Annotated in this window: 17 protein-coding genes and 1 tRNA gene; 9 read left to right on the top strand and 9 right to left on the bottom strand. The window is 33.8% G+C overall.

Annotation, left to right across the window (positions count from 1 at the left end; genetic code table 11):
- Positions 1-1,205: hypothetical protein (locus OEW78_RS05780; protein ID WP_300325423.1), on the top strand; the 1,205-nt coding region annotated here is incomplete at its 5' end.
- Positions 1,198-1,827, top strand: coding sequence for an HAD-IA family hydrolase (locus OEW78_RS05775; protein WP_300325420.1), 630 nt, complete (start codon positions 1,198-1,200; stop codon positions 1,825-1,827). The genes OEW78_RS05780 and OEW78_RS05775, both read left to right, overlap by 8 nt.
- 286 nt (positions 1,828-2,113) lie before the next feature.
- On the opposite strand, the gene OEW78_RS05770 is transcribed toward OEW78_RS05775, so the two are convergent.
- A complete protein-coding gene (locus OEW78_RS05770) occupies positions 2,114-3,064 on the bottom strand; it encodes a replication factor C small subunit (protein WP_300325418.1) in 951 nt (316 codons plus the stop codon).
- A 191-nt stretch (positions 3,065-3,255) separates the two neighbouring features.
- Between OEW78_RS05770 and OEW78_RS05765 the strand changes: the two genes are divergently transcribed.
- From OEW78_RS05765 to OEW78_RS05745, 5 genes are read left to right on the top strand one after another with little or no spacing between them, the layout of a single operon-like run.
- Positions 3,256-3,786, top strand: a complete 531-nt coding sequence (locus OEW78_RS05765) for a DNA replication complex GINS family protein (RefSeq protein WP_300325415.1) — start codon at positions 3,256-3,258, stop codon at positions 3,784-3,786.
- Positions 3,767-5,854 carry a minichromosome maintenance protein MCM gene (locus tag OEW78_RS05760; RefSeq protein WP_300325412.1) on the top strand — a complete coding sequence of 696 codons (2,088 nt, stop codon included), beginning with the start codon at positions 3,767-3,769 and terminating at the stop codon, positions 5,852-5,854. The genes OEW78_RS05765 and OEW78_RS05760 overlap by 20 nt, the downstream gene beginning before the upstream one ends.
- Positions 5,851-7,977, top strand: a complete 2,127-nt coding sequence (locus OEW78_RS05755; RefSeq protein WP_300325409.1) for a DEAD/DEAH box helicase — start codon at positions 5,851-5,853, stop codon at positions 7,975-7,977. Before OEW78_RS05760 ends, OEW78_RS05755 begins: the two co-directional genes overlap by 4 nt.
- Positions 7,978-8,973 carry a glycosyltransferase 4 family protein gene (locus OEW78_RS05750; protein ID WP_300325406.1) on the top strand — a complete coding sequence of 332 codons (996 nt, stop codon included), beginning with the start codon at positions 7,978-7,980 and terminating at the stop codon, positions 8,971-8,973.
- Positions 8,970-9,200 carry a hypothetical protein gene (locus tag OEW78_RS05745; protein ID WP_300325403.1) on the top strand — a complete coding sequence of 77 codons (231 nt, stop codon included), beginning with the start codon at positions 8,970-8,972 and terminating at the stop codon, positions 9,198-9,200. Before OEW78_RS05750 ends, OEW78_RS05745 begins: the two co-directional genes overlap by 4 nt.
- Here the strand turns inward: OEW78_RS05745 and OEW78_RS05740 are convergent.
- Genes OEW78_RS05740 through OEW78_RS05715 form a run of 6 tightly spaced genes read right to left on the bottom strand, consistent with a single transcriptional unit; the run spans position 9,197 to position 13,326 of the window.
- Positions 9,197-9,673: an acyltransferase gene (locus OEW78_RS05740; RefSeq protein ID WP_300325400.1), complete on the bottom strand. Its 477-nt coding sequence runs from the start codon at positions 9,671-9,673 to the stop codon at positions 9,197-9,199. The genes OEW78_RS05745 and OEW78_RS05740 overlap by 4 nt on opposite strands.
- Before the next feature lie 4 nt (positions 9,674-9,677).
- Positions 9,678-9,947, bottom strand: a complete 270-nt coding sequence (locus OEW78_RS05735) for a Trm112 family protein (RefSeq protein WP_300325397.1) — start codon at positions 9,945-9,947, stop codon at positions 9,678-9,680.
- Entirely contained in the window at positions 9,944-10,879 is a 936-nt protein-coding gene (locus OEW78_RS05730) for a Gfo/Idh/MocA family oxidoreductase (protein WP_300325394.1), read from the bottom strand. The genes OEW78_RS05735 and OEW78_RS05730 overlap by 4 nt, the downstream gene beginning before the upstream one ends.
- Positions 10,880-11,797, bottom strand: coding sequence for a branched-chain amino acid transaminase (locus OEW78_RS05725; RefSeq protein ID WP_300325389.1), 918 nt, complete (start codon positions 11,795-11,797; stop codon positions 10,880-10,882).
- 28 nt (positions 11,798-11,825) lie between these two features.
- Positions 11,826-12,428: a hypothetical protein gene (locus tag OEW78_RS05720; protein WP_300325387.1), complete on the bottom strand. Its 603-nt coding sequence runs from the start codon at positions 12,426-12,428 to the stop codon at positions 11,826-11,828.
- Between the two features lie 52 nt (positions 12,429-12,480).
- The gene (locus OEW78_RS05715) at positions 12,481-13,326 is read right to left on the bottom strand and encodes an FAD-binding oxidoreductase (protein ID WP_300325384.1); all 846 of its coding nucleotides are present in this window, start codon (positions 13,324-13,326) and stop codon (positions 12,481-12,483) included.
- Positions 13,327-13,453: 127 nt separating this feature from the next.
- On the opposite strand from OEW78_RS05715, the gene OEW78_RS05710 reads away from it, so the two are divergent.
- A tRNA-Ala gene (locus tag OEW78_RS05710) sits at positions 13,454-13,527 on the top strand.
- A gap of 1 nt (position 13,528) precedes the next feature.
- Here OEW78_RS05710 and OEW78_RS05705 read toward each other — a convergent pair.
- Complete coding sequence (locus OEW78_RS05705; RefSeq protein WP_300325381.1) at positions 13,529-14,065, bottom strand: HEAT repeat domain-containing protein; 537 nt, start codon at positions 14,063-14,065, stop codon at positions 13,529-13,531.
- Between the two features lie 115 nt (positions 14,066-14,180).
- Between OEW78_RS05705 and OEW78_RS05700 the strand changes: the two genes are divergently transcribed.
- Positions 14,181-14,468 (top strand): DNA-binding protein, encoded by a 288-nt coding sequence (locus tag OEW78_RS05700; RefSeq protein ID WP_300325378.1) that lies wholly within the window; start codon positions 14,181-14,183, stop codon positions 14,466-14,468.
- 29 nt (positions 14,469-14,497) lie between these two features.
- Here the strand turns inward: OEW78_RS05700 and OEW78_RS05695 are convergent, their stop codons facing one another.
- Positions 14,498-15,343, bottom strand: a complete 846-nt coding sequence (locus OEW78_RS05695) for an isocitrate lyase/PEP mutase family protein (RefSeq protein ID WP_366523038.1) — start codon at positions 15,341-15,343, stop codon at positions 14,498-14,500.
- Positions 15,344-15,376 lie beyond the last annotated feature (33 nt).

Below are 15,376 nucleotides of genomic sequence, written 5' to 3'. Positions count from 1 at the left end.
ATGACGGCAAAGTAAGAAATGGAACACCTCAAGCCAATCACATCCATCTGTTGCTTGTAAAGGGAAAGGAGATTCTTCAAGATTTTTTTCCAGATTTAGAAGGAGATCTTGTTAAAAATGGAGCAAACAAGATCGATTTTTTAAATGACGGAAGATTTTGTCTGCCAAGTGGATGGGCGCAAAGATTTGAGTCAGGAGTAGTTACATTTACCTGCACAAGAACACTTTTAGAAAATACAATAAGACACCAAGTACAAAAAATCTCAAAGATTAAGATACAGGATAACAAGGCAATCTCATCATTTGTTTTAGAAGATACAAACAAGATCAGTCTAAAGACAATTGCAAATGAAGAAATTCATGCTGATCTAATTGTCGATTGCACTGGAAGAAATACAAGAGCGTCGGATTGGTTAGAAAATATAGGCTATCCAAAACTCACAGATACCAGAGTAGATTCCTTTGTAGGCTATGCCACGAGAAGATACATTCCACCAAAGAATGTTGAGAGAAAATGGAAGATGTTGTCAATACTAAGCAATCCAATAACTAATCCCAGACTAGGGGCGATATATCCAATAGAAAACGACAAATGGTTGGTTTTTTTGTCTGGGATTGGAAAAGTGTACCCTCCTACAGATGAGAAAGGGTTTTTAGAATTTGCCAAGAGTCTTGAAAGTGACGAATTGTATGATGCCATGAAAGATGCCATTCCAGATTCAGAGATATACGGATATCAAGTGCAAGGAAGTCGAAGATACCATTATGAATCCATGTCTAGATGGCCTGAGAATTTTATAGTGTTGGGAGATGCAGTAGCAGTTTTCAACCCATTTTATGGACAAGGAATTACTTCAGCTGCACTTGGTGTCAAAGTGCTAGACAGTATGTTAAGAAACCAAAATTTTGATAAGAATTTCACAAAGAAATTTCAAAAAAGGCTTGCAAAAACAATATTGTTACCCTGGATTCTTGGTACAAGTGAGGACCTCAGATGGCCCACAACTGTAGGCAAAAGACCTGATGCAATTACAAAATTAGTGCAGAATCATGCTCAAAAAGTATTGTTACTTGGACCTAAAAGTAAACTTGCTACAAAATCATTTTTACAAATGATGCACATGATAAAATCTCCTGCAATAATATTTCATCCTGTGATATTGTTGCAATTAATTGCAAATTCCATTTGGAAAAGAAATGAGTAAGACGATCATTTTTGATTTTGATGGAACCATTGCAAATACCTTGGATTCAGTTGTTAAGATAGTCAATGACAACGCTGAACACTTTGGCTACAAAAGAGTCACAAAGGAAGACATCCCATACCTGCAAGGAAAGAAACCAAGAGAAATTCTTTCATATCTTGGAATTTCAATATTCAAACTTCCATCATGGATAAAGAAAATACATTCAGAAATAAACAAGGAGATAACTAATATGGTACCAACAATGAACCTCTCTCCGCTTTTGTCTGAATTGAATAATGATGAGCATTTTCATCTGGGAATTTTAACATCAAACACACAGGAAAATGTAAAACAGTTTCTTGACAAGAATGAATTGGATTTTTTTGATTTTATACGTACTGGAAAAAGCGTCTTTGGAAAGAGTCACATGATCAACAAGATCATAAAACAACGAAAGGTAAGCAAAAGTGAGGTATTCTACGTGTGCGACGAAGTAAGGGACATTGAGGCTGCAAGAAAATCAGGTATCAAGTCAGTTGCAGTCACATGGGGATACAACACAAAAGATGCACTCATAAATGAGAATCCTGATTTTTTGGCAAACACGCCAGATGAATTAAGACAGGTTATCATCTTATAGAAATTCTGTTTTTTGAAATTCATGTTTTACACGTGGGTATTGTTTCTAATATCTTGACTATATCCCCATGCACGTTGTGCTCTCAGTCAAATTTGAACTTGATTTTTTATGTGAGAAAACTTTTTCAATCTGTAAATTATTAATAAATATAGAAATTAATATGAACAAAAAATCTCAGTTTGAGAATATGAAACAAGTAAACTATTTTTTGCTTGTTTGTTACAACAAATTCTAAATTTTTGTTAATTGTGGGTTACCAAAAACCTTATAGGCCCTCTCTGCGTTTTCAATTTTCTACTTTAGATAATTCTGCTAACATTGCAGATAATTGAATTTCGGAATTTGCTCCAACTAGAACTCTATAATCATACTTTGCAATTATCTCAAGAATATCTGTGAGTTTGTCATGTTTTGATTTGAACACTGCCGAGTTTAGATATTTTAAAAAATCTGATTCTGACATGCCATAAACTTTGATTAACTCAATCATTTTTTCTCTAGCTTCTGGTACTTTGCCAGAAAGTGCAATTTTTAGAACCTCATCAACATCAGTAGTTTTTGTCAATCCAGCTGATGACTTTACATGCTCTTCTGTAATTGCACCAAGACTTGCAGTTGCCTGTAATAAATTGATTGCATGTCTTAGGTCTCCCTCTGAATAATCGTATATTGCCTTTAGCCCTTTTTTGTCTGATTTTACTTTCTCTTTTTTAGCAATATCTTCTAGTCTTTCAATCATATCTTCTTCTGGAATTGATGTAAACTTGAAGGTGGCACATCTACTTTGAATTGGATCTATGATTTTTGAAATATTATTGGCAATGAAAATAAATCTGCAAATTTTAGCAGTATCTTCTATTATTCGTCTTAATGCTGTTTGAGCATCAGCAGTCATCTCATCTGCTTCATCTAAGATGATGATCTTGAATGGAACTTCTCCCATCCCTGCAAATCTGGAGAATTTCTTTACTTTTTCTCTGACCATTCCTATGCCTCTCTCATCAGATGCATTTAGCTCCAATGTGTAGTCTTTAGCATAATCTCCTAAAATCTGTCTTGAAATACATAATGCAACAGTAGTCTTTCCAACTCCTGCGGATCCTGAAAACATCAAATGAGGCATATCTGTTGGGTCTTTGATTAAAGCTTCCAGACTTCCAATAATCTCAGTTTGATTAACAACTTCAGAAAGTTTCGTTGGACGGTATTTTTCTACCCACATTCCAGTTGCAGTCATGTGTACCAAAGACTAAATCCCATTAATAAATCCGAATTGGTTATTGTAATATCCTATATGCTAAAATCAAAATCATGTGTAATTTTATCCGATCAGCCTGCAATTAATTAGGATCAATTGATCTCACTAAATTGTTAACAGAATTGATCGATCCCTTACTTGAGGATCTAAATCAGATTAAGTGATCTCAAATGGAAATAGAGAAAATAGAAAAAGTGCATTCAATTGGATACCGCCTAAAGGATGCTAAGGTTACGATAAATCAAGATTTCAAGTATAATGTGGCTGGAATGAAAATTGAAGGCTCACAAGGCGATACAAATAACATGCCTCAATGGGTAGGAAAAATTCTTACAGATAATAAAATTGGCACATTGGATTCTCCTGATATGATCACACAACTAAAACAAGCACTATCTAAAGAAAAAATGGTTGGTGAATATCAAATCTCTACACTTGATCCCCACTTTTACATCAAACTAAAAGAATCCATGAAAGAATTGAATCGTGATGATTTTGATAAAGTTGAGAGTATGATGTTGGAATTATTTAGAATGAGAAGGGGCAAACTAGTAAAAATAGCAGACTCCATTAAACTAAACTCAGAACTTTACAACAAGCTAACTGTTGAGGAGAATGTTTTCTATAAAACAATACATGATAATAGTGTGGAGTTTGAAAAACAAATAAGAGGAGAAAGAAATGAGCACAGCTCAAGCTAGCACATTCACTGACTCTGCATTATCTGATAGGGTAAAGGAATTCCTTACTCGATTCAAAGATAGAGGTGGTAATTACAAGTATGTAGATGCAATCGACGAGATGATGCCAAAGAATGCAAAGTATATCATCGTTGATTATAATGATTTGGTGGTAGAACCACAAATTGAGGCAATCTTTTCACAAAACCCTGATAGAATTTTTGATGCTTTTTCAAGAGCAATCAAAGAAGCATTACAAACAAGATTTCCTGAATATGCAGAAAAAATTAAAGATGAAGTTCGTGTAAGATTAATTAATTTCCCATTAGAACGAAGTTTAAGACAAATCAATGCTGAAACAATTGGAAAAATTACCAGTGTTTCTGGAATGGTAGTTCGTGCATCTGAAGTGAAACCCCTTGCAAAAGAACTAGTTTTTGTATGTCCTGATGAACATCAAACCAAAGTAATTCAACTAAAAGGAATGGATGTAAAAATGCCAATAGTTTGTGATAATCCGTCTTGTAAACATCGTGACTTTGAATTAAAACCAGAAGCAAGCAAGTTTATCGATTTTCAAATTTTGAGATTACAAGAACTTCCTGAAGATTTACCACCTGGACAACTACCTCATTATATCGATGTTACAACCAGGCAGGATTTGGTGGATAATTCAAGGCCAGGAGACAGGATTATTCTTACTGGTGTGGTCAGAGTAGAGCAAGAATCTGTTGCTGGAGTTCAGAGAGGACATAGTGGATTGTACAGATTAAGAATTGAAGGAAATAATATTGAATTTCTAAGTGGACGTGGTTCTAAAACTGACAGAAAAATTGGCAGAGAGGAAATTTCTCCTGAGGAAGAAAAATTAATCAAATCTCTTAGTCAAAGCTCTGATGTTTATCAAAGACTGATAGATTCGTTTGCTCCTCATATTCAAGGTCAAACATTGATCAAAGAAGCTATTCTTTTACTTATTGTTGGTTCTAATCAAAGATTGCTTGGTGATGGAAGTAAGATTAGAGGAGACATTAACGTATTTCTTGTAGGAGATCCTGGTACCGCAAAATCTGAGATGCTAAAGTTTTGTGCAAGAATTGCTCCGCGAGGTTTGTATACCTCTGGTAGGGGTTCTACAGCTGCAGGACTTACAGCTGCTGTAGTTAGAGACAAAACAGGAATCATGATGTTAGAAGCTGGTGCTGTTGTATTAGGTGATCAAGGTCTTGTAAGTATAGACGAATTTGATAAGATGAAACCCGAAGACAGAAGTGCATTACACGAAGTCATGGAACAACAATCTGCAAGTATTGCAAAAGGTGGTATTGTAGCTACACTAAATGCAAGAACTTCTATCTTGGCTGCAGCAAACCCTATGTATGGAAAATATGACCCTTTCAAAAATATTACAGAAAATGTAAATCTTCCAATTCCACTTCTTACAAGATTTGACTTGATATTTGTTGTAAGAGATATTCCAACTAAAGAAAGAGATATGCAAATTGCAAAACACATTATTCGAAGAAACACAACACAAGGGACTGATAAAAAATCAGTCATTGAAGTTGACTTGTTAACAAAATATCTGTCATATGCAAAACGTGGTGAACCCGAATTGACACAAGAGGCAGAAGCCAAAATACTGGATTATTATCTACAGATGAGAAATGTAGAATCTGAAGAAATGATTACAGTCACTCCTAGACAATTGGAAGGAATTATTCGACTCTCCACTGCAAGGGCAAGATTACTTATGAAAGATAAGGTAGAGGAGGAAGATGCAGAGCGTGCAATATTTCTAATTCAGAGTATGCTTCAAGACGCAGGAGTTGATGTCAATACTGGTAAGGTAGATCTTGGCGTCTTGCAAGGAAAACCAAGAAGTGAAGTTTCAAAAATGCAATTGTTCATGGATGTACTAAAAGGTCTTGAAGGAGACAATAAGGTTCCAGTTGAAGAGAAAACTTTTGTTAAAGAACTAGAGAAAAGTGAGAAATTCACCGAAGAAGAGGCAAGAAACTATATCCGAAGAATGCTTAGAGAAGCATCTATTTATGAATCAAAACCCGGTCATTATAACCGAGTATGAATATAGAAAAATTAAAACTTCCCAAGTCTGCAATTGAATTTCTAAAATCACAAGGTTTTGAAAAATTATATCCACCACAAGCTGATAGTGTGAAATCCGGATTATTAGATGGAAAAAATATTCTAGTTTCAGCTCCTACTGCAAGTGGAAAAACTTTGATTGCAATGCTTGCAATGTTGAGTTATTTATCTCAAAACAAAGGAAAGGTAATTTACCTCAGTCCATTACGAGCACTAGCCGCTGAAAAATTCACAGAGTTTAAAAAATTGGAAAAAATTTCTATAGGAAATAAGATCAAGGTCGCAATATCTACCGGTGATTTTGAAAATATTGAAAAAAATTTAGAGAAAAGTAATGTTTTAATTTTAACAAATGAAAAAATGGATTCTATCATTAGGCATGGTGCTGAATGGGTTGATGATATAGGATTAGTAATTTCTGATGAAGTACATTTGCTTGGAGATGAAAGTAGAGGCCCTACACTTGAAATGATTTTAACACAGCTAAAACTATTGGAAACAAAACCGCAGATAGTTGGTCTAAGCGCAACAATAACTAATTCAGATGAAATTGCAGATTGGCTTGAATGCAAACTGGTAAAAAATGACTGGAGACCTGTTCCTTTATCCGAAGGAGTATGTGATGAGGGTCTAGTCATCATGAGTGATGGTAAAACCTTTGAAGTTGAGCGTAGTTTGAGGGGAACTCCTATTGATTTAGGCGTACAATCTGTACAACAAGGAGGTCAATCACTAGTTTTTGCAGAGACTAGAACTCGCTCAAAATCACTTGCAACAAAAGCTGCTGATGCAATTTCACAAATTTTAGAAAAAAAAGATATTGTTGATCTTGAAAAAACATCAAAAAAACTTCTATCAGAAAATGAACATACTGAATTAGTGAAAACTTTGGCTCTGCTTGTAAAAAAAGGAGTTGCATTTCACCATGCAGGATTAAATCAAAAGTGTAGAGAAACAATTGAGGCAGAATTTCGTAAGGGCACGATTAAGCTATTGTCATCAACTCCAACTTTAGCTGCAGGTGTTAATCTTCCTGCAAGAAGAGTAGTTATTTCAAATATAAATAGGTATAATGCAAAAGTTGGGGCAAACAGACCCATCAGTATTTTAGAATACAAACAGCTTTGTGGAAGAGCAGGAAGGCCACAATATGATGATTATGGAGAATCAATAATTGTTGGAAATGGTAACACTGAGGATCTAATTGAATACTACATTAATGGAGAACCTGAACCTATTGAATCAAAAATTACTGATGACAAGTCTTTACGAACGCATATCTTGAGTATAATAGTTACACATCCAGGAATTAAAAAAGAAGAAATCTTTGAATTCTTTTTACAAACATTAGGAGGATTACAATCAAGAAAGCCTACATTAAAATTTGCAATTGATATTTCATTACGTTTTCTTGCTAGCAAATTTCTGATAATCAAAAAAGGTGAACGCTATGCTGCAACTGAATTTGGAAAAAAGGCCTCTATGTTGTACATAGATCCATTAACTGCAACATACTTTAGAGATTCAATTGAAAACATTTCACAAGAAAAAAAACATACTTTTGGATTTTTACATTTAATTACAAATTGTGAAGAATTCTTTCCAAAATTCTCTCTTCGACAAAAAGATTATGAAACTGCCAGTTTGATGATTGAAAATAATTCGTCACAATTGCTAGAGCCTATCTCAGAATATGGTTGCTCACGCAGTCTTTTGGCTTTACATTACTGGATTTCTGAATATACTGAATTGTCTCTCTCTGACAGCCTTGGAATCGAGTCTGGAGACATGCATAGGATGACTGAGAATGCTAATTGGCTATCTTATTGCCTTAGGGAGATTTCTAAGCATGTGGAAAGAGCTGATTTACTTCAGGAATTAGGTGATTTGAGAAATAGAGTAATCTATGGAATAAAAGATGAATTACTTGATTTAGTCAGGGTTAAAGGAATTGGAAGAGTAAGGGCTAGAATTCTTTTTAAAAATGGAATAAAAAATCTAGATGATCTGAGGAAAATCCCTGTGAATAAATTGGCAGAGATTGATAAAATTGGTTCAACCATTGCGGATAACATAAAGGCTGAGTTACAAAAGGTTAGATAATTGATTGACTTATTGATTCCTACTATAATTTCATGTGTTGCAGCGCTTGCAGTGGTCTATATCATGACGCCACCTTTAATCAAATTTTTAGAAAAACAAAATTTTACAGTAAAAGACATGAACAAAAAAGAAGATGTAATGGTAGTAAGACCTGGTGGTCCTGCCATTATTGCAGGAATTATTATATCTGAAATTATTCTATATGCATTTTTACAATTAAATGAGATTCTTGCTATACTGATTACGACATCTGCAGCGTTTGTAATTGGGTATGTTGATGATAGAAAAGTAATGGGTGGATGGTTCAAACCTGTTGCACTAGCTGTAGCTGCAATTCCAATCATTGCATTAGGTACATATGATTCTTATCTAGTATTTCCATTGTTCGGTGCAGTACAAATTCCGGTATTGTATCTTGCATTGATTATTTTCATGATTCCTATTACCGGAAACACAATCAACTCTATTGATGTTTTAAATGGTGTTGCAAGTGGATTTATGGTAATTGCTAGTTTTTCATTATCACTTTGTTTGTTTATTGTGCAAAACTATGAGATTGCAGTCGTAAGTTTACCGCTTGGAGTTGTTTCATTAGCTTTTTACAAATTTCATAAAGTCCCAAGCAAGATTTTTCCTGGGGATTCAGGAGCTTTAGCTTTGGGTGCAATGTATGGTGGTATTGCAATTGTCGGTGATGTGGAAATTATTGCAGCAGTTGCTCTGTTACCTGCAGTAATTAACTCATTTTTGTTCCTATCAAGCGTAAAACGAGTTGTAGAACATAGGCAAATCAAGGGAAAACCTGTAGAACATACGGTAGATTTCAAATTACAAGCAACAGATGACAAGAAAGCACCTGTAACTTTAGTGAGATTAATTCTTGCAGGAGGAGGCCCAATGTCTGAAAAACAAGTAGGATTTGCAATTTTCAAACTGGCAATTTTTTCAGGATTTTTGGCAGTAATTACTGCATTGATGATGGGAGTTTCACTTTGAAGTCTGAGCTCTTTGGATTTTTGTTTGCAATGTGGTGTTTGATCATTATTGGGGGTGGAATTATAGTCACTCTTCTTGGACCAATTTCAGTTTCTGGATTTGGAGAATTTGATTGGTTTGTTTCATCTATGATTCAAGCTGTAATTGCATTAGTGTTAGTTGTAATTTGGATTTTAATTTTGTCAAAAATAAAAAACTGGGTATTCAAAAAAGAAATTAAACTTTAACTTTCCTTCCACCGTCTTTGTTTTTTATCATATTCTTCTCTTGTATATCTGATTGAAGCTGGAGATCCCATGACTACAGAATTTTCAGGAACATCTCTTGTTACAATTGCACCCATTGCAACTACACTGTTTCTCCCTATGGTTACACCTGCTTTGATTACTGCACGAGCCCCAATTATTACATCATCTTCAATTGTAACTCCTATCATTTTATCACACATTGGAAAAGGATCATTTGTCAATACTGCAGCTGGACCAATGAAAACATTCTTTCCAATTCTAGACAGTGATGGAATGTATGCTTGACCTTCAATCTTGGTGTTTTCACCAATTTTTACATCATAATCTACATGTGCAAGAGAACCGATCTTGACATTGTCCCCAATTTCTACATCATTGCCAATATATGAAAAATGCCAAATCTGAACATTTTTTCCAATTTTTGCTTTTTCTGATATGAAATTAGTTACCATTCTCTCACAAGTGCCATGGATTTGCTTTTGTAATAATTTTTTCAGGTAGTTGGTCCTTGAATTTTTTCAGAAATTCAATTTCTTGTTTTTTATCTCGTAGTTCATCAGGAAGCATAATAGGAATTTCCTCTATTATTGGATAGAATCTAGAACATTTTGGACAAAATATTGCGCCTTCTGATATGACGTCTTCTTTTCCATTTATCTCAAATAATTCTAAAGGATGATTTTTGTCAATTGGACATGCCAAAATATCTATCATTGTTTTGTTCATTTTAGATCCAGATAGATAGGAATTCCCTTTTGACTAGATAAAAGTGCAGCTTCGGCTATCTTTGTAACATTTACTGCTTCTTGTGATTTTACTATATGCTCATTTTTGCCTTCAATAGCACCAAGAAAACTTTGAATTTCAAGTAGTAGTGGTTCTTGTTTTTCATTTTGAACAATTTCTGATTCTTCATCTTTTTCTACAGTGATTTCTTGAGTGATAAAGTCTGATGAAATAATTGCATCAGTACATACTGCATTGAACTTTCTTAATTTTTTTGGTGTAATCCAATTCGATGAAATGATTGCAACTTTATCATTTTTATATCCTAACATAATACTTGCAAAATCTTCATGTTCATGTTTTATTTTCCCTGCTCTTGCAAATACTACTTGTGGCATATCATCAAACAACCAGTTAGATGTGTCAATATCATGAACTGATGTATCATAAATAATTCCGACATCTTTAATGTGTAAAGGCATTCTATTTCCTCTGTGAAATTCAAGCATTACTAAATCTCCATATTTTTTGGCTTTGACCATTTTTTTAACAACACCTACTGCTGGATTGAATCTTTCTATATATCCACATGTAAGAATCACTTTGTTTTTTTCTGCAAGTTTTACAAGGTTTTGACCGTCTTCTGATTTGTAAGTCATTGGTTTTTCTACAAATACATGTTTTTTTGATTCTAGCAATTTCTTCGCAATATCAGTATGAGTTGATGTTGGAGTAACTACAAAAGCTCCATCAAATTCTTCTGCACTTAATAATTCATCAAGAAATTCATAATGATTAACTGAATATTTTTCACCGTATTCCTTGCTTTTTTGAAAATCTACATCACATACAGCTACTAGTACTCCTAATTCTGATAAAATTCTGGTATGGTTTTTGCCCCATCCACCAGTTCCAATCTGGACGATTTTCATTTAATATACCTCTGTTAACCAGTGAGAATAATCATCATTTTTGTTCATGACTATCTCTGTATACTCTAACATCATTTTTTTTGTAATGTCTCCAGGTTTTCCATTTCCAATTTGTTTTGAATCCATCTTTATGATGGGTATAATCTCTGCTGCCGTACCTGTCAAGAAGATTTCTTCAGATATGATCAACTCACTTCTTGCAATATCTCTTTCAACTACATCCAAATCCAAATCTTTTCCAATTTTGATTACTGCATCACGCGTTATTCCTTCTAATGCTGATGATGCAAGTGATGGCGTAACTAATTGACCATTTCTTACTATGAAAATATTCTCTCCCGGTGCTTCACTGACATTTCCATTATGATCAAGCAATATTGCTTCATCAAATCCATTTCGTTTTGCTTCTTGTGTGGCAATAATGGAATTTAGATAGTTTCCTCCCATTTTTGCTTGTGGCGGTGTTGATGCGTCTGAAAATTTCTTCCAAGATACAACACCCGCATTTATTCCGTTTTTGTTAAACAAGTTTCCAAAAGGAAATGTAAAGATTGCAACAGATGTTGGAGCTTTTTCAGTTACATACAGGTTAATCCCATATTCACCTACAAAATAAAACGGTCTAATGTAACAAGATTTTTTTATTTTATTTTTTTTACATATTCCAATTATTGCATCAGTAATTTCCTTATCTGAAAAATTGAGTGAAATATTGTAAAATTGTCCTGATCTTCTAAATCGTTTTACATGCTCATCGAGTCTGAATATGTTGAGATTTTTTCCATTCCAATATGCTCTTATTCCTTCAAAGATTGATGTTCCGTAATGGATTGCATGTGTTGTAATTGGGACTAGAGCTTTTTCTGTAAGAACATACTTTCCATCAAACCAGACATATTTTGAAAGTGGAAGTGTCATGGGAGACTTTTATTTGCTATGTATTAATCTATTTTGAATATCCTTCTTTGGGAAATTTCATTCCTACAATTCTTGTGGTTTGATCTTCCTCGTTAGCAAATTTTTCGACTGTTTTCCATTCCTCCTCTATGATATTGATAATCTCTTCAGGAACATCTTCTTTCCATGATGATTTTTTTCCAAGTGCTGCATCATACAATTTTTCTTTAACTGATGTTGCTGAAAGCGATTTTCTCTCCCCTATTTTTGGTCTTAATCTATACATTTTCAGCATGTATCCTTCAGCCTTATCTCCAGTATAAGAAAAATAATCTCCTTCAATACCACCAAGAATTTGTTTTCTCAATTTCCATGACTTTCTTCTTACTAACGGCGGCAAATATTTTTTGAATGGTGCTTGAAAAGAGTAATCATCTGTAATTTTAATTGAATCTCCAAAAATTACTTCTAACATTTTTTTTCTAGCTTCAAAATTAAATGGGAAGCTCTTACTGTTAATTTCTCTGTCACCATCCTTGAAAACAACTGGCATGACCTTGACAATATCTGCCTGTTTTTTTAATTCTTTAATAATTTCAATATGTGCATTTGTCACTGGATTTAGATGTGCAAGATATAGTGCTGTAACCAATTTGCATTATCTAATAAATTCTCATATTTCAATGATTGATTTTTAAAAAATTCTATCCGTATGATTCGTATTTGACTTCAAAGCTTCCGTCTTCACGTTTATCGTGCTCGGTAACAAAACCTTTAGGATTCAAAAAGTCCATCACGCCATCAATAGTTCCTTGCCATCCACAAACATAGAAAATTGTGTTTTCTTTTGTGATCTTATCTCCGATTAATTCTTCTAATGAGGATAATCCGCTGTCTTTTGGTCTTAGAAATGTTTCAACTCTTCCTACTTGACCTGCCCATGATCTGTTAAACCATTCTTGTGGTCTACTAATTGCAGCCCTGTATCTAAAATTCCATTGATCCTTACCTCTTGCAATACTTTCATTTTCAAGATTAGTTAGCAAATCTTTATAGCTTAATTCATCAACATAACTTGCTCCGTGCAATACTATGATCTCTCGTTTATCTCCAGAATCATGAAGATGTTGTGCAAAGCTTACAAATGGTGCCAAACCTGTTCCTCCACCAATGCAGACAATTCGTCTGTTGTCTTTTTCACCATTTGTGAATTCTTCATTAATCAATAAAGCTCTACCTGTTGGTTTTAACCAAAGGATTTCATCTCCTTCTTTGATATTGAAAATTTGTGTAGTTAATCTTCCAGGTAGTGGTTTTCTTACCCATCTGATAACTAACTCTACATAATCTCTATTTTCTGGATGTGATGCAATTGAATATGCCCTTCTAACAATTTTTCCATTTTCTACAGGGTTTGGTAATCCCAATGTAATGAATTGACCAGCCTTGTATTCTGGGACAGGACCATCTTTTGGAACCAATCTAATAATTACTAGGTCTTCTTTCAATAACTGTACATAAGTGACAGTTGCTTTGTTATCTACTACCATAACGATTCAACCATGATTTTAGACTTTAAATATATTGTGTTAATTTCATTACTAGATTATATTTTAGATCGCTAAACGTTAATAACCAATTTTAAAAATGTAGTTCAATCAGTATTTCTGATTAGTTGGGCCGGTCGTCTAGTCCGGTAGGATAGGTGCATGGCATGCATCGGATCGAGGGTTCAAATCCCTTCCGGTCCACTTATTTTTTTATCAATGAAACCATTTTTTCAATTTCAGAATCTTTTTCTTTAAAACATTCATTGATTTTTTCTTTTGAAACTATAATTTTTAGATCAATAATTGCCTGTAATGCACTTTTCTTTACTTCTATGTTAGAGTCTGATAATGCATCTATGAAAATGTCTTTAGATTCTTTCGCTTTTAGATATCCTAATGCTCCTATTGCACATGATCTGACCATTGAACGTTCGTCTTTTGTTAATTTGATTATTTCAGGAATAGATGATGTTTCGTTTCTATTTGCTAATACTAGTGATACAAAACCTCTGATGTTCTTATTTGATGCATTCAAACTATGTATTAAAAAATCTGAAATTTTATTTTTATTTAATAGTAGTGCACTAAACGCTTCTCCTCTAACTTCGACATTATCATCATCCAATTTTGAAATTATTTTTTCTAAAATCTCTGGATTATTGACATCATTCAAAGTTTCTAAAATTTTGATTTTTTCTCCAGCACTTCCCAATTCTAAAACTTTTAAAATATTTTCCAACCTTAATTCAAATTCCTTGTTTCTAGTTAATAATGGTTCAAATTTTTCAAAATTTTTTCATTTAATTAGAAAATGTCCTTTTAGCTTTAAATTATCCTTAAATACCAAAATTCGTATGTCAACTGAAACAAGAGACACCGTATTCATTGGTAAGAAACCCTTGATGGCATATGTCACATCAACGCTAATTCAATTGGCAAACTTACCATCCGTCAACATCAAAGCTAGAGGACTCAGCATTGGACGTGCTGTCGATGTAGCTCAAATCATTGCAAGAAAGACAGAAAATGCAGGCTACTCTATAGGAGAAATAAAAATTGGCTCAGAATCATTAGAGTCACAAGACGGTAGAACAAGAAACGTTTCAACAATAGAAATTGAAGTAAAGAGAAATACAAGTTAACTGTACTTTACTTGAAATTTTTTATTTTATCATTTCTTTAACTTTTCGTATCTTTTTTCCATTTTTCTAAACTTTGAAAGTTCAACTAAGTCATTAAACTGATCAAAATTTACAACTTTTTGTTTGTACTTTGATGTGTTTCCTGCATTCTTTAACTCTTGTAGGATATTCATTGTTGCAAATGCATTTGCATACAAAACTGACAATGGATACAAAATAATATTGAATCCCATTTTGCTTAATGTTTCAGCAGAGCTTAATGGTGTAGCTCCTCCCTCAATCATGTTTGCAACTAATGGAGCATTGATCTCCTTGCCTATTTTTTTCATCTCTTCTATTGATCTTGGAGCCTCAACAAAAACTGCATCTGCACCTGTCTTCTTATTTTGTTTCCCTCTTTGTATTGCTTCATCTAGTCCTTTGGTTGCTCTTGCATCTGTTCTTGCAACAATGAAGAAATCTTTGCTTTCTCTTGCATCCATAGCAGCTGACAATTTTTCTGTATATTCTTCTTGAGATACAACATCTTTTCCTTGCATATGCCCGCATCGCTTAGGCCATTTTTGATCCTCTAAAAAAATACCTGATGCTCCTGCTGATTCTAATTCCTTAACTAACTTCCATACGCTTAATGCATTACCATATCCTGTATCTGAATCAACAATCACTGGAACTGACACTGCTCTGCAAATCCTTCTTGCATTATCTACAGTTTCTGCAGCTCCTATAAATCCATAATCTGGCATTCCAAATAATGCTGCAGATGTACCATATCCTGTTTGAAACATGGCATTAAATCCCACTTTTTGAGCAATTTTTGCACCAAGTGCATCATAAACACCAGGAATTACAAGTGGTTTTTTTGATTTTAACATGCTTTTCAAATTTTTCATAAATTTATCTTTTGA

The organism is Candidatus Nitrosopumilus sp., assembly GCF_029882185.1.
Taxonomy (GTDB): domain Archaea; phylum Thermoproteota; class Nitrososphaeria; order Nitrososphaerales; family Nitrosopumilaceae; genus Nitrosopumilus.
Note: the sequence above shows the minus strand (reverse complement) of the source record. Positions and strands in the feature narration are given on the sequence as shown.